Source organism: Alterinioella nitratireducens, assembly GCF_013155465.1.
GTDB lineage: Bacteria > Pseudomonadota > Alphaproteobacteria > Rhodobacterales > Rhodobacteraceae > Alterinioella > Alterinioella nitratireducens.
Genome location: NZ_JABJVX010000005.1, coordinates 204,830 through 223,348 on the forward strand (window position 1 = coordinate 204,830; position 18,519 = coordinate 223,348).

General features: G+C 65.5%; 20 protein-coding genes. 13 read left to right on the forward strand and 7 right to left on the reverse strand.

All coding sequences use genetic code 11. The features are described 5' to 3' along the window. Positions 1-111: 111 nt before the first annotated feature. Positions 112-702: a DUF4453 domain-containing protein gene (locus tag HNS34_RS10695; protein WP_172320052.1), complete on the forward strand. Its 591-nt coding sequence runs from the start codon at positions 112-114 to the stop codon at positions 700-702. 6 nt (positions 703-708) lie between these two features. Here HNS34_RS10695 and HNS34_RS10700 read toward each other — a convergent pair whose 3' ends face one another. From HNS34_RS10700 to clpS, 3 genes are read right to left on the reverse strand one after another with little or no spacing between them, the layout of a single operon-like run. Further along, positions 709-1,518 carry an SDR family NAD(P)-dependent oxidoreductase gene (locus HNS34_RS10700; protein ID WP_172320053.1) on the reverse strand — a complete coding sequence of 270 codons (810 nt, stop codon included), beginning with the start codon at positions 1,516-1,518 and terminating at the stop codon, positions 709-711. A gap of 19 nt (positions 1,519-1,537) precedes the next feature. Beyond that, on the reverse strand, positions 1,538-2,539 hold the full coding sequence (locus HNS34_RS10705) for a class I SAM-dependent methyltransferase (RefSeq protein ID WP_172320054.1): 1,002 nt from the start codon (positions 2,537-2,539) through the stop codon (positions 1,538-1,540). A 22-nt stretch (positions 2,540-2,561) separates the two neighbouring features. After that, positions 2,562-2,882 (reverse strand): ATP-dependent Clp protease adapter ClpS, encoded by a 321-nt coding sequence (gene clpS / locus HNS34_RS10710; RefSeq protein WP_172320055.1) that lies wholly within the window; start codon positions 2,880-2,882, stop codon positions 2,562-2,564. 135 nt (positions 2,883-3,017) lie between these two features. Between clpS and HNS34_RS10715 the strand changes: the two genes are divergently transcribed. The 11 genes from HNS34_RS10715 (at position 3,018) to HNS34_RS10765 (ending at position 12,789) form a co-directional block, all read left to right on the forward strand. Then, complete coding sequence (locus HNS34_RS10715; protein WP_172320056.1) at positions 3,018-3,716, forward strand: HAD family hydrolase; 699 nt, start codon at positions 3,018-3,020, stop codon at positions 3,714-3,716. Positions 3,717-3,772: 56 nt separating this feature from the next. Beyond that, a complete protein-coding gene (locus tag HNS34_RS10720; protein ID WP_172320057.1) occupies positions 3,773-4,297 on the forward strand; it encodes a hypothetical protein in 525 nt (174 codons plus the stop codon). Positions 4,298-4,400: 103 nt separating this feature from the next. Then, positions 4,401-5,051, forward strand: coding sequence for a 5-formyltetrahydrofolate cyclo-ligase (locus tag HNS34_RS10725; protein WP_172320058.1), 651 nt, complete (start codon positions 4,401-4,403; stop codon positions 5,049-5,051). A 126-nt stretch (positions 5,052-5,177) separates the two neighbouring features. Then, entirely contained in the window at positions 5,178-5,513 is a 336-nt protein-coding gene (locus HNS34_RS10730; RefSeq protein ID WP_172320059.1) for an ArsR/SmtB family transcription factor, read from the forward strand. A gap of 5 nt (positions 5,514-5,518) precedes the next feature. After that, on the forward strand, positions 5,519-5,953 hold the full coding sequence (locus tag HNS34_RS10735; RefSeq protein WP_172320060.1) for an SRPBCC family protein: 435 nt from the start codon (positions 5,519-5,521) through the stop codon (positions 5,951-5,953). Between the two features lie 21 nt (positions 5,954-5,974). After that, complete coding sequence (locus HNS34_RS10740) at positions 5,975-6,286, forward strand: YciI family protein (protein WP_172320061.1); 312 nt, start codon at positions 5,975-5,977, stop codon at positions 6,284-6,286. A gap of 92 nt (positions 6,287-6,378) precedes the next feature. Then, the gene (locus tag HNS34_RS10745; RefSeq protein ID WP_172320062.1) at positions 6,379-6,993 is read left to right on the forward strand and encodes a CDP-alcohol phosphatidyltransferase family protein; all 615 of its coding nucleotides are present in this window, start codon (positions 6,379-6,381) and stop codon (positions 6,991-6,993) included. A 32-nt stretch (positions 6,994-7,025) separates the two neighbouring features. Continuing rightward, complete coding sequence (locus HNS34_RS10750) at positions 7,026-7,925, forward strand: LysR family transcriptional regulator (RefSeq protein WP_172320063.1); 900 nt, start codon at positions 7,026-7,028, stop codon at positions 7,923-7,925. A 104-nt stretch (positions 7,926-8,029) separates the two neighbouring features. Then, complete coding sequence (locus tag HNS34_RS10755) at positions 8,030-9,682, forward strand: sulfatase-like hydrolase/transferase (RefSeq protein WP_172320064.1); 1,653 nt, start codon at positions 8,030-8,032, stop codon at positions 9,680-9,682. Next, the gene (locus HNS34_RS10760; protein WP_172320065.1) at positions 9,679-11,790 is read left to right on the forward strand and encodes a TRAP transporter permease; all 2,112 of its coding nucleotides are present in this window, start codon (positions 9,679-9,681) and stop codon (positions 11,788-11,790) included. The genes HNS34_RS10755 and HNS34_RS10760 overlap by 4 nt, the downstream gene beginning before the upstream one ends. A gap of 24 nt (positions 11,791-11,814) precedes the next feature. Continuing rightward, positions 11,815-12,789, forward strand: a complete 975-nt coding sequence (locus HNS34_RS10765) for a TAXI family TRAP transporter solute-binding subunit (RefSeq protein WP_172320066.1) — start codon at positions 11,815-11,817, stop codon at positions 12,787-12,789. A gap of 30 nt (positions 12,790-12,819) precedes the next feature. On the opposite strand, the gene HNS34_RS10770 is transcribed toward HNS34_RS10765, so the two are convergent. The 4 genes from HNS34_RS10770 to HNS34_RS10785 form a co-directional block, all read right to left on the reverse strand. Then, the gene (locus tag HNS34_RS10770) at positions 12,820-14,142 is read right to left on the reverse strand and encodes an aspartate aminotransferase family protein (RefSeq protein WP_172320067.1); all 1,323 of its coding nucleotides are present in this window, start codon (positions 14,140-14,142) and stop codon (positions 12,820-12,822) included. Positions 14,143-14,147: 5 nt separating this feature from the next. Next, a complete protein-coding gene (locus HNS34_RS10775; protein WP_172320068.1) occupies positions 14,148-14,579 on the reverse strand; it encodes a universal stress protein in 432 nt (143 codons plus the stop codon). Positions 14,580-14,591: 12 nt separating this feature from the next. Continuing rightward, complete coding sequence (locus tag HNS34_RS10780) at positions 14,592-17,228, reverse strand: TRAP transporter permease (RefSeq protein ID WP_172320069.1); 2,637 nt, start codon at positions 17,226-17,228, stop codon at positions 14,592-14,594. A gap of 116 nt (positions 17,229-17,344) precedes the next feature. Then, a complete protein-coding gene (locus tag HNS34_RS10785; RefSeq protein WP_172320070.1) occupies positions 17,345-18,313 on the reverse strand; it encodes a TAXI family TRAP transporter solute-binding subunit in 969 nt (322 codons plus the stop codon). Here HNS34_RS10785 and HNS34_RS10790 point away from each other — a divergent pair. Continuing rightward, positions 18,312-18,509, forward strand: coding sequence for a hypothetical protein (locus HNS34_RS10790; RefSeq protein ID WP_172320071.1), 198 nt, complete (start codon positions 18,312-18,314; stop codon positions 18,507-18,509). The genes HNS34_RS10785 and HNS34_RS10790 overlap by 2 nt on opposite strands. Positions 18,510-18,519 lie beyond the last annotated feature (10 nt).

The following is an 18,519-nucleotide window of genomic DNA, read 5'->3' on the forward strand; positions in this document are numbered from 1 at the left end:
CCTGCCTCGGGCCCGGGCTGCGGACAGCGGGGTTGATCTTGGTCAATGCGACGTTCGCCGCGTGCCCGAGAATGGAGGCTCATTCACCGACAAAAGCCGGGAGGCCCCGCCATGCGTAAGTTCCTTGCCGCCTTCACCTGTTTCACGACGCTTCTTGCCACGCCCCTTGCAGCGCAGCAAGATGACCCGCTGTGTGAGGATCTGTGGTTCGCCCGCAACCTGATCCATGATCGCGCCGGGTATTGCTTTTCGTCGCCCCTTGGCCAAGCCCAGTTCGACAACTCGGATTGCACGACCCGCAATGCGACGCTGGCCCCGGCACAGGCGGCACAGGTCGCCCGCATCCGCCAGTCCGAGTCCCAGTATTCCTGCAACCTCGACACCAACCGCACCTGGCTGACCTACCCCGATGAGCTGGAGCCCTATCGGCGCATGGCCGATGTTCCGGTGCGCGATTTCGGGGCCACGGGTTGCATCGGCTATCGCGGCCCGGTGCTGACGCTGCGCAATGGCGCGAGCCACGCCGCCGCCGCGATTGGCCAGCTCCGGCCCGGAGCCTCGATCACCTTTGCCCATTGGCCGCTGAACGGGTGGAGCTATGTCTCGATCTATCCGCAAGGATACGCGCCCGACGGACCTGCCGATTGGGGATGGGTGGCTATCGGCGAGGGCATGCCGCCTTGCGACAGCTACGCCGGGTAAGGTGGTTCAATGCGCCGCCGAGGTCACGTTATCCAGAAGCGTGCGGCCACCATCGACGGTGATCAGCTCTCCGGTGACGAACGCCGCCCCGTCCGAGCACAGGAACTGCACCGCACTGGCCACCTCGCGCGCCGATCCGATGCGGCCAAGCGGGGTGCATTCCTTGATCTCGGCGCGCAACTCGCGGTTGCCCTTCAGCGTCTCCTTCAGGCTGTGCGACATCAATGATCCGAACGCCACCCCGTTCACCCGGATGCGTTTGGGTGCCAGCGCCACGGCCAGGCTGCGCGTCACCTGGTCCAGCGCCGCCGCGCTGACCGAATAGGCCAGAAGGTCGGGATGGGTGCGCCGCGCCGCGATGGACGAAAGATTGACGATCGCCCCGACCGTGCCATCCTCGTTCCCGTCTTCCTCGGCCTGTTCGATCATCCGCTTGGCGACCGACTGGCTGAGCCTGAGCGCGGTATACATGTTCTGCTCCATCAGCACCTTGACGGTGTCGTCCGAAGCATCCAGCGGATCGCTTTCCTTGACCTGCCGGGCGGCGTTGATCAGGATATCGACCCGGTCGAAAGCGTCGATGGTGGCCGAGACCAGGTTGGCCACGGTCAGTTTCTCGCGCAAGTCGCCCGCGAAGAACCGGGCCTGGCCGCGCTCATCCTCGACATTGCCGACCTCATCGGCCAGCCGCGCCTCGTCGCGGTCGGCCAGCATCACATTGGCCCCGCGTTCGATGAAATGGCGCGCGATGGCAAGGCCGACGCCATTGGCGGCACCGGTGATGATCGCGGTCTTGCCTTCGATGGATAGGGACATCTGGGGTCTCTCCCGTTGGTCAGGTCCGGCGCGCCGTTTTCGGCTTGCCTGCCTGATAGAGTTTGTAGCCGCCGATCTCGGCCAGCATCTTGCCGGTCCCGAAATGCGCCTTGAGCGTCGCCTCATAAGGCAGGTGGCGGTTGGCCACCATGAAGAACTGGCCCGAGGGTTTCAGCATCCGCGCGGCAGCGGCGATGAAGGCCTGGCCGAGGCCCGGATCGGCGGCGCGGTCGGTGTGGAAGGGCGGGTTGGACAGGATCGCGTCATAGCGCCGGTCGGGGGTATGGGCGGTCGCGTCGTCCCAGATGAGCCTCGCGCGCGGATCGGTGACGTTCCGGCGCGCGGCCTCCAGCGCCGACCACTCGGCCTCGATCAGGTCGAGCCTGTCGATGCCCTCCTGTTCCTCCAATACCGAGGCGGCCAGGTAACCCCAGCCGGCCCCCAGATCGGCGACATCGCCTTTCAGTTGCGGCACGAGGGCGGCCAGCAATTCGGAGCCCGCATCCGAGCCACCTGGGGAAAACATCCCCGGCGCGGTGATCCAGCGATCCTCGACCAGCATGGGCGCGGCGGCCCAATCGGCGATCTCCTGCGGCACGGTGTCGGGACGGGTCAGCCAGAAGAGCTTGCCATGCGATTTCGACAGCACGCCATCGACCGGCAGCAGTTTGCGCACGGCTTTCAGCACCGATTCGATGCCCTCGGTCTTCTGCCCGTCCACCGCGACGACTCCGCCGGGGGTGACACGGGCCATCGCCTCGGCCACCAGCGACAGGGTCTCGGGTTTCGATTTCACGATCTGGACCAGCGCCGCGCCGTATTGGCCCTCCGCCGCCACGACCGCATCAATGCCGCGTGCCGTCAGCCGCGCATGATCGGGGTAGAAGCCCTGCACCGCCTGCACCGCGCCCAAGCCGCTGAAATCGGCCTCGCCGCGTGCGCGCAAGACAAGGCTGCGCGCCCCATCAGGCCACGCCAGGTCACCGCTATCCAGCGCAAGGGTCCAACGATTTGGGGTCATGAGCGGCCCGAGGAAAAGCGTGCTATTCCTCTTTCTCCATGGTGCATTGCAGGGGATGCTGGTTGCGGCGGGCGAAATCCATCACCTGCGCCACCTTGGTTTCGGCAATCTCGTAGGAAAACACACCGACAACGGCCACGCCCTTCTTGTGGACGGTCAACATGATCTCGACCGCCTGCGAATGGGTGATGCCGAAAAAGCGTTCCAGAACATGCACGACGAACTCCATCGGGGTGTAGTCGTCATTCAGCAGCAGCACCTTGTAAAGCGGCGGACGCTGCGTCTTCGGCTTGGTCTGGGTCAGCACATCGGCACTGTCCCCGGTCTTGGGGGCCTTGGTCATCGCTGTCAGCGGGTGCAGAATCATTACGCCTTCCGGGTGGGATCGCATTGGGGTCGTATTGATCCCAGTATATAGGCTGCATGCGCTATGGGAAAAGGGGGCGATTTCAGGCCCTGCCCCGGCGGAAAGGATCAAATGCACAGGAAAATCGAAACAATCGGCTTCGATGCGGACGATACGCTGTGGCAGAACGAAACCTTCTTTCATCTGACCCATGATCGCTTCGCGGAGCTTCTGGCCGATTACACCGAACGCGATCACCTGTTGGAGCGCCTGCTGGAGGCCGAGCGCCGCAACCTTGGCCATTACGGGTTCGGCATCAAGGGCTTCATGCTGTCGATGATCGAAACCGCCATCGAGGTGACGGAACAGAAGGTGCCCGCGCGGGTGATTTCGGATATTCTCGACGCAGGGCAAGAGATGCTGCGCCACCCCGTCCACCTGCTGCCCCATGCGCAGGAAACGGTCGAGGCGCTGGCGGGCACGCATCGGATCGTGCTCATCACCAAGGGCGACCTCCTGGATCAGGAGCGCAAGCTGGCCGCGTCCGGCCTGGGCGAGTTTTTCGACGGGGTCGAGATCGTCAGCCACAAGACGCCCGAGATCTACGCCCGCGCCTTTGCGGATAGCGGCGCGGCGCGCGCCATGATGATCGGCAATTCGATGAAATCCGACGTGGTTCCCGCGCTGGAGGCCGGGGCCTGGGGTATCTACGTGCCGCATGGCCTGACCTGGGCGCTGGAACATGCCGAGACGCCCGAGGATCACCCGAGGTTCCGCGAGATCGCTGATCTGGGCGCGCTGCCCGCGTTGCTGGACGAGATCGAGGGCTGATCGGGGTTGCCGCGACCGCCCCTCAGCTCCTAGGGTTGCGTCAGGGGGGACAACTCATGGCGTTTTCGTTCGACACGCTGGTATCCGACATCCGCCAAGCGGCCAAAGCGCCCGATGCGGAGGCGGCAATCCGCGAGGTGCTGACCGCGGCCGTTGCCGATCCCGCCCCCCTGATTGCCGCGACGCCCGAGGATGGCGAGGACGAGATCCTCTATTTCGAGGATGAAACCCTGTCGATCTGGCGCTGCCGCTTTCACCCGCACGAGGCGATTCCGGCGCATGAGCACAAGCTGAAAGTGCTGATAGCGGGCTATGCGGGCGGCGAGACCTCCGCGCTCTACCGGCGCGGGCCGGGCGGGTTGGAGCATATCGAGACCGTCACCGCGCGGGCCGGTGACGTCATCACGCTCGACAGGGACGCGATCCACACCGTCACCACCGAGGGCGGCGCGCCGTCGCTGGCGATCCATGTCTATCTCGGGCCCCTGACCGCGTTGCAGCGCGACCTCTTCGACCCCGAGACAGGCGCAGCGGTGGCCTTCTCGATGGAGAGTTTCGAGGCGATGAAGCGGCCCGTCTGAAGGCCCCGATGTCCGTTCCGGTCTCTGACCGGTCGCCTTGCGGGTTGACGTCACGAACCATCGGCGCACCCTGCCCGCAAACTGGCAAGGGAAGGTTGCTGAGATGGACGACGACACCCCCGGATCGGACCCCTGTTTCGCGCATCACCTCGTGGACGGCCATGTGATCGACCCGGAAACCGCGCGCGACGTGGCCACCTTCCGCAAGGCCGAGCGGACCCGGCTCTATGCCCTGCGCAAGGCGATGCCGGTCGAGGATCAGCGCGCGATGGCAGGACAGATCGCGGCACGGCTCGATGCCCTGCTGCCCGATCCGGCGGGCACAACCATCGCCGCCTATTGGCCTATCCGGGGCGAGATCGACCTGCGCGACTGGCTCGCCTCGGCCCATCGGCGCGGCGCGCGGCTGTCGCTGCCGGTGATCGTGCAGAAACATGCGCCGGTCGCGTTCCACCGCTGGCAACCGGGCGCGGCCATGACGCGCGGCGTCTGGAACATCCCCGTCCCGGCCGAGGCGCAACCCGTCACCCCCGATACCGTCATCGTGCCGCTTCTGGGCGTGGACGAGGCCGGCTATCGGCTCGGCAATGGCGGCGGCTATTACGACCGGACCCTGGCGCGCGCACCCGCAGGCACGGTGATCATCGGCGTCGGGCAGCCCTTCGCGGCGATGCGCACGATCTATCCGATGCCCTGGGACATCCCGATGCAGCGGGTGATCCTGGGTGACGGCACGGTGCGCGCATACCCGTAAGACCCCTTCTTTGTTCTTCAAATATCCAGATCGCCCGCGTCAGCGGGCGCGGATTGGCGCAGCCCACAGGCTGCGGCGACACGTCCTCAATTGACTCTGCCATTAATTAACGCATATGTTATATATATGTCTTCGCGCCCCGACCCCTCGCTTGCGACTCAATTCGCCGCCCTTGGCGACCCGACGCGGCTGGCCATCGTCGACCGCCTGATCGCGGATGGCCCGCTGCCCGCGGGCGCGTTGCAGGACGTGGCCGACATCTCCGCCCCTGCCATTTCCCGCCACCTCAAGGTGCTGCGCCAGGCGGGGCTGGTGCAGCAGCGCGTCGATGCGCAACGCCGCATCTACGCGGTGGACCCGGAGGCGATCCGCGCCATCGGCACCTGGACCATCACCCGCCAGGAGTTCTGGCAGGGCAGCCTCGACAGGCTCGCCGTCCTGCTGGACCCGGATAAGGATTGACCGCCATGCCCGATCTCGACCTGACCCGACATTTCGCCGCCCCGCCCGAGGATGTGTTCCGCGCCGTGACCGACCCCGATATGCTGGCGCAATGGTGGGGGCCGGAAGGCGTGCGCGTCGAAAGCGGTGATCTGGATTTCACCCGCACCGGCGCCTGGGGCTCGGTCATGATCAATGGTGAAGGCGGGCGCTACAAGGTGACGGGCCAGGTCACCCATGTCGATCCGCCCCGGTCGGTCGGCTTCACCTGGGCCTGGCATGACGACGAGGACAGGCGCGGCGCGGAAAGCCATGTGACCTTCACGGTCGAGGCGGATGGCGCGGGAGGCACGACCTTCCGGCTGCAGCATATGGATCTGCCCGACGCGGAGGCCGCCGAGAACCACAACCGGGGATGGACCTCATCCCTCAACAAGCTGGACGCGACCCTCGCGCCCTGACCAACCAGGAGGACTACCCCCATGTCGCATTATCTCTTTGTCTATCACGGCGGCTCCATGCCCGAGACCGAGGAAGAAGGCGCGAGGGTCATGGCCGCCTGGGGGGCCTGGATGGAGGGCCTGGGTACGGCGATCGTCGATGGCGGCGCGCCTGTCGGCATGTCGAAAACCGTCAGCGCAAGCGGCGTGACGGATGACGGCGGATCGAACCCGTGTTCGGGCTATACCATTGTCGAGGCCCCAGATCAGGACGCCGCCTGCAAGATGGCCGCAGGCTGCCCGATCAATGACGCGGGCGGGTCCGTCGAGGTGGCGGAAATCCTGCCTATGTAGCAACCTGGGCACGCCTGTGACGTGAACGTGTCTTGCGGGTGTGGGCATAGCCCCGCAGGGTCGGGCGAACCAATCGCCACCCGGACCTGCCCATGCTCGACGCCCGCCTGCTGCCGCTGCAACGCCGCCTGACCCACCCACCGGCGGAATTGCTGCATGGTTTGGGCGTGCGCCCGGACCACATCACGCTGGCAGGTTTCGCTATCGGGATACTGGCCCTGCCCGCGATCTGGGCCGGGTTCTACGGGATCGGCCTTGTGCTGATCCTGATCAACCGCGTGGCGGATGGGCTGGACGGGGCCGTCGCGCGGATGGGCACCCCCACCGATCGCGGGGCCTTCCTCGACATCGCGCTGGATTTCGTCTTCTACGCGGCGGTTCCGCTTGGCTTTGCGCTGGCCGACCCCTCGCGCAACGCGCTGCCCGCCGCCGTTCTGATCTTCAGCTTCGTGGGCACCGGGTCGTCCTTCCTTGCCTTTTCGGTCCTGGCCGAGAAACGGCGGCTGACGGCCGAGGACTTCCCCACCAAGGGGCTCTACTATCTCGGCGGGTTGACGGAAGGGTTCGAGACCATCCTCTTTTTCGTCGCCTTCTGCCTGTGGCCGGGGGCGTTCATCTGGCTGGCCTATCTCTTCGCCGCCATGGCGCTGATCACCACCGTCGCGCGCTGGATGATGGGCTGGCAGGTTTTCGCGCCTGAGCCTTAGGCAAGTCCGCGCGAATCTGGCACAGTCGGCGGATGCAAGCGAAACATGTGGAACTGGTGACGGCGATTGCCGAGGCGGGCAGCCTCGGCGCGGCGGCGCTGCGTCTGAACAAATCACAACCGGCGCTGTCCAAGGCGCTGCAGGCCGCCGAGCGCGACCTCGGCTGCCAGATCTTCCATCGCGGCCCCCATGGCGTCGTGCCCACCGTCGAGGGGGAGCGCGTCGTTGACCGCTGCCGCCTGATCTCGCGCGATCTGGCGCTGCTGGACGAGGACATCGCGCAGATGCAGGGCGGGGTTCACGGCACCCTCAATGTCGTTGTCTCGCCCTTCGCCGCCGTCAAGATCCTGCCGCCCGTGCTGACCCGTTTCGCGCGGCGGTTTCCCTCCGTGCAGGTGCAGGTCGTCGGCGGCCATTCCAGCCGCGCCTACCAGATGCTGCGCGCAAGACGGGCCGATTTCGTCATCGGACCGGCCCCCGAGCCCGAGACCACCGTCGGCCTGCGCGCGCGCCACCTGGTCAGCACGTCCATCACCATCGTCACCGGCGATGGCTCGCGCTACCTGACCCAGACCTCGCCGGAGGCGCTGCAACAGGCGCAATGGCTGCTGATCGGCCCGCGTGAGAGGCGCGCGACCTTCGCCGCCTATTTCGAGGCACGCGGAATGCAGGCGCCGACACCGATCCTGTGTTCCGATTCCATCCTGACCATCCTGTCGATGCTGGAGGGGACGGACCTGCTCTGCTCCTTCCCGACCCTGCTGGTGCGCGATGTCGCCCGCAGATGGCAGATCGCCACGCTGGACCTCGACTTCGACTTTCCCGAGATCTCGATCTCGCTGACCTCGGAACTGGCCCGCGTGCCGACCATGGCCGGACTCGCCTTCGAGGATCTGGTGATCGAGGAGGCGGCGCGGCTGGTCAACCCATAACCAGAACTCATGTCAGTGAGGATGAACGATTTGTCTGTTATGGTTTCCCTGCGTAAACTGCGCGAAGCGAATTGGGACCGGAAAATCTGTGGGGAGGACGCGCGTTGAACATCCTGTTCATCATGTATGACCAATTGCGGTTCGATTACCTGAGCTGCGCCGGGCATCCGCATCTGCACACGCCCAATTTCGACCGCGTCGCGGCGAAGGGCGTCCGCTTCACCAATGCCTATACCCAATCGCCGGTCTGCGGCCCAAGCCGGATGAGCTTTTACACCGGGCGCTATGCCTCCAGCCACGGCGCGCAGTGGAACGGCTACCCCCTGCGGGTGGGCGAAATGACGCTCGGCGACCACCTGCGCGCGGCGGGGGTGGAAACGTGGCTGCTCGGCAAGACCCATATGAAGCCCGACACCGCCGGGATGGCGCGCCTGGGGATTGACCCCGACAGCACTATCGGCAGGCGGCAGGCCGAATGCGGCTTTGACGTCTGGGTGCGCGATGACGGGCTCTGGGGCGAGGGGCCGGACGGGTTCTATGACCCCAAGCCCTCGCCCTATAACGCCTATCTCAAGTCGAAAGGTTATGACGGCAGCAATCCCTGGGCCGATTATGCCAATGCCGGGATTGAAGGCGGGCAGAAGGCCTCGGGCTGGATGTTCATGAATGCCGACAAGCCCGCCAATATCCGCGAGGAGGATAGCGAGACGCCCTGGCTGACCTCGGAAACGCTGGATTTCATGGACAGGACCGACGGCCCCTGGTGCGCGCATGTCAGCTATATCAAGCCGCATTGGCCCTATATCGTGCCCGCGCCCTATCACGACATGTATGGCGCGAACCACGTGCCCGCCGCGACCCGTGACGCGCGCGAAAGGGATGACCCGCACCCCGTCTACGCCGCCTTCATGTCCAACAAGATCGCCAAGGCGTTCCAGCAAGACGAGGTCCGGCAGAAGGTCATCCCCGCCTATATGGGCCTGATCAAGCAATGCGACGACCAGCTTGGCCGCATCCTCGACCGGCTGGAGGAGACCGGGCAGATGGGCGACACCATGATCGTGCTGACCTCGGATCACGGCGATTACCTGGGCGATCACTGGTTGGGCGAAAAGGACATGTTCCACGATGCCTCGGCCAAGATCCCGATGATCATCTACGACCCGCGGGCCGAGGCCGACACCACCCGCGGCACCACCTGCGACGCGCTGGTCGAGGCGATAGACCTTGTGCCCACCTTCGTCGACGCGGCGGGCGGTGAAGTGGCGGGGCATATCCTGGAGGGGCGCAGCCTGGTCCCGTGGCTGCACGGGCAAGCGCCCGGGAATTGGCGCGAAGTGGTGATCAGCGAATATGACTACTGCCTGACCCAGATGCGTGACGCGGTTGGCGTCTCGAACGCGGATGCGCGCCTCTTCATGGTCCATGACGGGCGCTTCAAGCTGATCCATGCCGAAGGTGGCTTTCGCCCGATGCTGTTCGATCTTGAAACCGACCCGGAGGAGTTCCACGATCTCGGCACCTCGCCCGATCACGCCGGAGAGGTTGCCCGCCTCTATCGCCACCTGACCCAATGGGGCCTGCGCTTGTCGCAGCGGGTGACCCGCTCGGACGCCGATCTTGACGCCATGCGCGGGGCCTCGGCGCGGCGCGGCGTCCTGCCCTTCCTCAAGGACGGGACCGAAGTGCCCGAGGAACTGACCCGGAAATATCGCGGTCCGGTTGAACAGAATCACCTGAAGGAACCAACCCAATGAGTTTCGGTGCCACCGCCCCGAACGCGCCCGAACGGCGCATCGCGGATATCCTCGCCGTGCTCTTTGCGCTGGTCATCCTGCTCTATGCCGCCGGCGGGCCAATCAGCGATTTCGTGCGCTGGTTCATCGAGGCCACGACCGCCGATTTCGAGGAGCTTTCGCGCCGCGACCAGCGCGTCCTCCTGCGCGAGCACTGGCTCGGCGCCGCCTGGCGCGCGGTCGAGCGCGGGTTCCTGCAACCTACCGGCCTGATCCTGGGCCTGCCGATCCTCTTCGGCCTCGTGATCTCCTCGCTCACCCTGCATGACCGGCCAGGGCTGCGCTGGCTGAACTGGCTGCTCGCCATCGTCTCCATCGTCACGCTGACGCAATGGATCGTTGGCGTTTTCGCCACCGATGCGGGGCTGCTGCCCTCGGCCGATCCGATTGATTTCGTGATCTTCCCGCTGGCCTCCGCTGTCACGCTTTACCTGACCTGGCGCATGTTCGGCGGCTTCATCGCGGCCTTTTGCCTGTTCTGGGTGATCTACCTGTTCCTGCGCGGCGACCTGCCCGCGTGGATGGGCATCTTGCAAGGCTCGGACGCGCCCTTTGACCAGAACCTGCGCGCGATGGTGCAGAATTTCTGGTCGCAGACGGGGGGCATGTTCGGCCAGCCGATCCAGGTCGTGTCCGGCAACGTGCTGATCTTCATCGTCTTCGGCGCGGTGCTGATGGCATCGGGCGCGGGCGACCTGTTGATGAAGATCGCCAACCGGCTGACGGGCGGGTTCATCGGCGGGGCGGCCCATGCCTCGGTCGCTTCCTCGGCCCTCTTCGGCACCCTGTCCGGCGCGGCGATTTCCAACGTCGTCTCGACCGGCGTCATGACCATCCCGGTGATCAAGCGCGCGGGCTTCCGCCCCGCCTTCGCCGGCGCGGTCGAGGCTGCGGCTTCGACCGGGGGCCAGATCATGCCCCCCGTGATGGGCGTTGTCGCCTTTTTCGTCGCGGGACAGATCGGGCTGGAGTACCGCTATATCGTGGTCGCGGCGATCCTGCCCGCCTTCATGTATTACCTCGGCACCTTCATGGCGGTCTATTTCGAGGCCCGCCGCGCAGGCGTCGGCGCCCTGCCCGCCGATCAGCGTCCGGGCCTGACGGGGCGCGAGTATCGCCAATGCCTGGTCTTCATCATCCCGCTTGGCGTCCTCTCCACCTTCCTCTTCATCCAGCCTTCGGTGCCCAAGGCGGGCTTCTACGGCTTCGTCGCGGCGCTGGCCACGTCGCTGGCGCTTTTCCCCGAGTTCCGCAACCGCTCCAGGCTCTGGCATGCCTTTGCCGATGCGGGGCGGATGTCGGCCTCCATCGTGGTGATCGTGGCGGCGATCGGCCTGATCGTGGGGCTGATCCAGTTGTCGGGCTTTGCCGGGCGGCTGTCGCTTCTGCTGGCGCAACTGGCCGATGGGCCGCTCTTCATCGTGCTGATCGTGGTGGCGCTCGGCTCCATCGTGCTCGGCATGGGGCTGCCACCCGGGGCGACCTATTTCATCATCGTCATCGCCCTCTCCTCCGGCATCGAGGCCGTGGGCATACCAGAACTGACCCTGCACCTCTTCGTCGTCTTCTTTGCAGTGATGTCGACGGTGACGCCGCCCGTGGCGCTAGCCGCTTTCGCCGCCGCGCCCATCGCGGGGGCCGATCCGATCAAGACCGGCTTTGCCGCCGCCAAGATCGGGCTGGCCGGGTTCCTGATCCCCTTCGTCTTCGCCTATCACCCGGCGGTCCTCTACAAGTTGCAGGTGCTCTTCGCCTGGTTCGGCTCCGAGGTCTCAAGCTCGGCCACCATGATGGATCCCTATGCGATCTCGTGGTTCGCCTTCTTCTGGATCGTCGCGGCCTTCATCCTGGCGATGTGGCTGCTGTCCTCGGCGCTGGCGGGTCATGAGCGGGGGCCGCTGACCCCGCTGGAGCGCGCGCTGCGCGTCGCCGCCGGGCTGGTGATGCTGGCGCCGCAAATGGTCTATGCCCTGCCCGCGGCGGGCCTGGGCATCGCGCTGATCCTTTTCCACCGCATCAAGGGGGCCGGGGACGGTTCCCCCCAACCGCGCGGCAGCACCGCCGCCTGACATTCAAAACAGGGAGAGACTGACATGAAACATCTGATCACCGGCACCGCGCTTGCCGCGATGCTTGCCACCGGGGCGGCACAGGCGCAGGAAACGCTGCGCATGGCCACGATCGCGCCGAGCCTGGGCCAGGCCATCACCATGGCCACCTTCGCCAATATCGTGAATGACAACCTGGAGGGCGTCACCATCGAGGTCGCAGGCGGTGGCGCGGCGACCCTGCACCAGCTGGAGATCGGGCGCGGCAACCTTGAGATGTCGATGACCTCGCCCAACATCTACGACCTGATGGCCGCCGGGGCCGCGATGTATCAGAACGAGGCCGATGCGGCGGAGGCGGCGGAAAACGTCCAGCTTCTGATGTGGTTCCCCTATGGCCAGTATCATTATGCCGTGCGCGGCGACAGCGACATCCAGCTGCTCGATGACATCGAGGGCGCGACGGTCTTCATCGGCCCGCAGGGCGGCGGCGCCTACCATTCCGCGCGGCGCTGGATCGAGGCCTCGACCGGCCTTGTCGTCGGCGAGGATTACGAGGCGATCAGCGCCAACTGGCAAACCGGGTTCCAGGCATTCCTTGATGGCAGCGTCGAGATGTATGTGAATGGCTGCCTCGATCCGTGCCAGCAATTCCTGCAATTCTCGGAGACCGAAAGCCTGCGCTTCATCCAGCCCGAGATGACCGAAGGCCCCGAGGTCGAGGCCTTCCTGGGCGAATACAGCTTTCTGGAGGAGATCCCGGCAGGCATCTACGAGAACCAGACCAATGACGGCCCGGTGATCTCTCACAACACCTCGGTCGGAATCGCGATCAGCGCCGATCTGGACGAAGAGCTTGTCTACCAGATCACCCGCGCCTTCTGGGAAAACCTCGACCAGGTGACCTCGCAGGCCCCCTGGGCGGCAGCGCTGGATGTAAACTTTGCCGCCGAACAGCGCGGGCTGATGCAACTGCATCCCGGTGCGCGGCGCTACTATGAGGAAGTCGGCGCGTTATAAACTGACAGGCGGCGGGGCACGTCCCCGCCGCTACGCCTGCAACCCCCGGTCGATGGCGCGCGACAGCTTGCCGACAAGTTCGTCGATCTGGGCATCCTCGATGATGAAGGGCGGGGCCAGCAGGATGTGATCGCCCGACTTGCCGTCGACGGTGCCGCCCGCCGGATAGCAGATCAGCCCTTCCTCCATCGCCGCCGATTTCACCTTGAGATGCAGCTTTCGGGCCGGATCGAAGGGCTGCTTGCTGGCCCGATCCTCGACCAGCTCGACACCGCGAAAGAGGCCACGCCCCCGCAGGTCACCGATATGGGGATGCTGACCGAACGCTGCGTCCAGGGCTGCGGCAAGCGTTTCGCCCTGCACCTGCACCCGCTCGATCAAGCCCCGGTCCAGGATGGCCGAGACGACCGCATGGGCCGCCGCCGCCGACAGCGGATGCGCGTGATAGGTGTGACCGTGCTGGAAACTGCCCGACCCCTGCGCGATGGCCTCGTAGATCTTCCCCGAACACAACATCGCGCCAATCGGCGCATAGCCCGCGCCAAGCCCCTTGGCGATGGTCACGATATCGGGACTGACGCCGTCCTGTTCGCAGGCAAAGAGGCTACCGGTGCGCCCCATGCCGCACATGACCTCATCAAGGATCAGGAGGATCCCGTGCCGGTCGCAAATCTCGCGGATGCGGGGGAAATAGCCGGGAACCGAGGGCACCGCGCCCGCCGTCGCGCCGACCACGGGTTCGGCGATGAAGGCCATGACGGTTTCGGGGCCAAGCCGTTCGATCTCGGCCTCCAACTCATTCGCCGCGCGCTGGCCGTAATCCTCCAGGCTCTCGCCCTCACCGCGTTCGCGGTATTCGAAACAGGGCGCGATATGGCTGGTCTCGACCAGCAGCGGCGCGTATTTCTCGCGCCGCCAGGCATTGCCGCCCGCCGCCAATGCGCCGAGCGTGTTGCCGTGGTAGCTCTGCCGCCGCGCGATGACGCGGTGGCGCTTGCCCTCGCCGATCTCCAGGAAATACTGCCGCGCCAGTTTCAGCGCCGCCTCGACCGCCTCGGAACCGCCCGCCAGCAGGTAGACCTTGTCGATCCCCTCGGGCGCGTTGGCAATGAGCAGATCGGCCAGCGCCTCGGCAGGCTCGGAGGTGAAGAACCCGGTATGGGCAAAGGCCAGCTGGTCCAGTTGCGCGTGCATCGCGGCGCGCACATCCGGATCGGAATGGCCCAGGCAGGACACCGCAGCGCCGCCCGATCCGTCCAGATAGGCGCGGCCCTGATCGTCATAGAGGTAACAGCCCTCGCCGCGCACGGCCTTGCGCAGGGGGGCCTTGCCGCGACCGAAAACATGGGTCATCGGACCTAATCCCCCCGAACCACGAAGACGGATTGCCTGGCGTGGCGCACCACCCGCGCGGCGTTGGGGCCAAGCAGGTAGTCGCTGAGCTCCGGCGCGTGCGAGCCCATGACGATGGCGTCCGCGTTCAGCCGGTTCGCCGCCTCGATGATCTGGTCATAGACCCGGCCATGCAGGACATGGGGATGCACCTCGACGCCGTCCGGGACATTGTCCTTGACCCAGGCCGTCAGGGCCTCGCCGACATCGTGCAGGGCGTTTTCCTCGAAGCTCGCATCGAAATAGCTGCCGACCACGGACAGGCCGAAATCGGGCACCACTGTGGTGACATGCAGCACACCGCCCCCCGCCTCGCACAGCATCAGCGCGGCGGGCAGCGCGCGCGACCAGCTTTGATCACTCGACAGGTCGATGGGCAGAAGAACGGTCTTGAACATGGGGCATCCTCCTCAGAAGGCCGGTTTGGTCTGGCGGCGGCGTTGCAGCAGGATCACGATCAAGAGCAGCAGCAGCGCCGGCAGGTAGAAGACCTGCTCCGGCAGCCGGTCGCGCGCCATCTGCACGGCGGAGAGTTGCACCGGATCGTCGGCGTAGAAGTCGAAATCGACCAGCGCCTCGGCGGCTTCGGTGCCGAACATCGGCTCATCCAGCCGCATCGCATCGCCATCGGGGATCAGCAGAAGGCCGGTATTCGACATCCGCGTCGCGGTATCGCCGCCCTCGGCGAAGATCACCAGCGTGGTTTCCGCCGTCTCGCCGGTGTTGAAATCCGGCCCCGCGATCTGCAGGCGGATACGCTCGCCCTCGGGCGCCGCGCCAAGCGCCTCCTCGAACTGGGCGGGCGGCACCTCGATGAACGGATCCTGCACCATGTTCAGCCAGACATTCGGCACGAAGAGGGTGAAGGCCACCAGAAGCAGCGCGGCGCTTTCATAGATCCGCGATCGGGCCAGGAAATAGCCCTGCGTGGCGGCGGCGAAGAGAAGCATCGCAAATGTCGCGACAACGAAGACGAACACCGCCTGCCCCATCCCGGCCCATGTCCCCAGGTCGACGCCATAGAGGATCAGCGTCGGGTTGTAGATGAACAGGAACGGCAGCGCGACGGTGCGCAGGCTATAGAAGAAGGCGGTGAAACCGGTCTTGATCGGATCGCCCCCCGACACGGCGGCGGCGGCGAAACTGGCCAGCCCCACGGGGGGCGTCACATCCGCCATGATGCCGAAATAGAACACGAAGAGGTGCGCGGCGATCAGCGGCACGATCAACCCCTCCTGCGCGCCCAGCGACACCACGACCGAGGCCATCAGCGACGAGACCACGATATAATTCGCCGTGGTCGGCAGGCCCATGCCCAGGATCAGCGAGAAGAGCCCCACCAGCACCAGCATCAGGAAGAGGATGCCAAAGGACAGCTGTTCGACCAGCCCGGCAAGCTCTGTCCCGATGGGCGTGCGGGTGACGGTGGCCACGATGATACCGGCGGCCGCCGTGGCGACGCCGATGCCGATCATGTTGCGCGCACCCGCGATCAGACCGTCGATGAGATCGTTGAAGCCGTTCTTGAACTCGGCCGCGATCTGGCCGCCCTCGCCCCGAAAGAGCGCCTTGAGCGGGCGCTGCGTCAAGATGATCCCGATCATCAGCGCGGTGGCGAAGAAGGCCGAGCGCGCGGGGCTTTGCCGTTCCACCATCAGGAACCAGATCAGCACCACGATAGGCAGGATATAATGCAGGCCGGTGGAATACATGTCCTTGACCTGCGGCAGCTTGATCTCCTTGGAATTGGGGTCGTCCATCTCGAGGTCGGGCTTGCGCGAGGCGATGGCGACCAGCCAGAGATAGACCGCTAGCAGCACCACCATCATGATCGGCCCGGTCAGGTCCGGCAGCGTGTCGCGCAGCGCGCCGACGCCATAGATCAGCGCGGTGAAGCCGACGCCCGCGACGGCAAATCCGATGAACGCCTTGATGATCATGCCGAGGAAGCTCTTGGCCTCGCCCAGGGCGGGCATGTCCTTTTTCAGGGCCTCCAGATGCACGATATAGACCAGCGCGATATAGCTGATCACGGCGGGGATGAAGGCGTGCTTGATCACCTCGATGTAGGAGATGCCGATGAACTCCACCATCAGGAATGCCGCGGCCCCCATGACGGGCGGCATGATCTGACCATTGACCGAGGAGGCGACCTCGACCGAGCCCGCCTGCTCGGCGGTGAAGCCCACCCGCTTCATCAGCGGAATGGTGAAGGTGCCGGTGGTGACGACATTGGCGATGGAAGAGCCCGAGATCAGCCCGGTCATCGCGCTGCCCACGACGGCGGCCTTGGCCGGCCCGCCGCGCAGGTGGCCGAGGCCCGCGAAGGCCAGCTGGATGAAGTAATTGCCCGCCCCCGCCTTGTCCAGCAGCGAGCCGAAAAGGACGAAGAGGAACACGAAAGCGGTGGAGACCCCAAGCGGGATGCCGAAGACGCCGCCCGTATCCAGCCATTGCGCATTGATCAGCGCGGTGAAGGACAGGCCCTCATGCTCGATCAGGTCGGGCACCAGCCAGCCCTGCCCGAAATAGGCATAGGCCAGGAAGATCGCCCCGACGATGGTCAGCGCGGGGCCAAGCGCGCGGCGGCTGGCCTCCAGGAGGACGACAATACCGACCGCGCCGATGATCACCTGCGTCTGCGTCGGCAGGCCCGAGCGGGCCGTCAGCGCCAGAACGTCGGAGAACCAGAAGACGTAGAACGTGCAAAAGCCACCGATGGCGATCAGGATCCAGTCGGTGATGGGAATGTAGTGGCGCGGAGAGCGCTTGAGCGCCGGATAGGCCAGGAACGCGAGGACGATGGCGAAAAAGAGATGCAGGGGCCGCGTCTGCGTCGAGTTCATCGCCGGCAGGTATTGCGCGAACCAGAGCTGCGGCTGCGCGATCCAGAGCTGGAACAGCGACCAGACCAGCGCCAGACCCGAGATCAGCAGCGCGATATTGCGATTGGATGGATCGCGCGCGCCGCTATCGGTGCTGGCGACCAGATCCTGCAATTCCTCGTCGGTGAATTGGCGCCCCTCGCGCCCGTCTTGATCCGTCATCGCGCTGTTCCCCCGAGTGGTGCCAAGAAAGGCTGCCAGTTATTTTTGGCGGTCGGGCACCGTGGGTGGTGCCCGACCGGATCTTGTGCCGGCAGGAAGGCGCCGGGGCGTGAGCGTCACTCGATCAGGCCAGCCTCGCGGTAGTAGCGCTCGGCCCCGGGGTGGAGCGGTGCCGACAGGCCGTCATTGGCCATTTCCGCCGGGTCCAGGTTGGCGAATGCGGGATGCAGGCCGCGGAACTGGTCGATATTCTCGAACACTGCGCTGACCACTTCATAGACGACCTCTTCGGGCACATCGGCCGAAGTCACGAAGGTCGCGCCGACGCCGAAGGTCGTCACGTCCTCGTCATTGCCGCGATACATGCCGCCGGGAATGGTGGCGACACGGTAGAAGGGATTTTCCTCGACCAGCGTATTCACCGCGTCGCCGGTCACGTTCACCAGCACGGAATCGCAGGCGGTGGTGGCCTCCTGGATCGAGCCGGACGGGTGGCCGACGGTGTAGATCATCGCGTCGATATTGTTGTCGCACAGCGCCTGGCTCTGCTCGGCGGCCTGCAACTCGGCGGCGACCGCGAAGTCATCCATGGTCCAGCCCATCTCGGCCATCAGCACTTCCATCGTGCCGCGCTGACCCGAGCCGGGGTTGCCCACATTGACGCGCATCCCCCGCAGATCCTCGAAATTCTCGATGCCGGAATCGGCGCGCGCGACAACGGTGAAGGGCTCGGGATGGACCGAGAAGACGGCCCGCAGGTCTTCGAACGCGCCCTGCTCCTCGAACCGCGAGGTGCCGTTATAGGCGTGATACTGCCAGTCGGACTGCGCCACGCCGAACTCAAGCTCGCCGCCGCGAATGGCGTTGATGTTGAAGACCGAACCGCCGGTCGATTCCACACCGCAGCGGATGCCATGCTCGGCCCGGTTGCGGTTGACCATCCGGCAGATCGCGCCGCCGGTCGGGTAATAGACGCCGGTCACACCGCCCGTGCCGATGGCGATGAAAGTGTCCTGCGCGGCGACAGCGCCAGCGCCGAAAACCGTCGTGGCCGCGACAAGCGCGCCAACAAAATGCTTGTTCATGATAGTCTCCCTGAGTTTTTCATCCTTGAGCATGGATGCCTCAAGGATGGGGCGAGGACCGGAAGATAGTCAAGTGTTGCGGGAGGAACGGTTCCCGCCGGACTGCGCCGGAAGGGATTTTCCAGCCATGGCTCAGGCGACGGGTTTCGATTTGAAACTCATGCGCCAGCCCGTCACCGCCGCCGAAATCGTCTGACAGGATCACA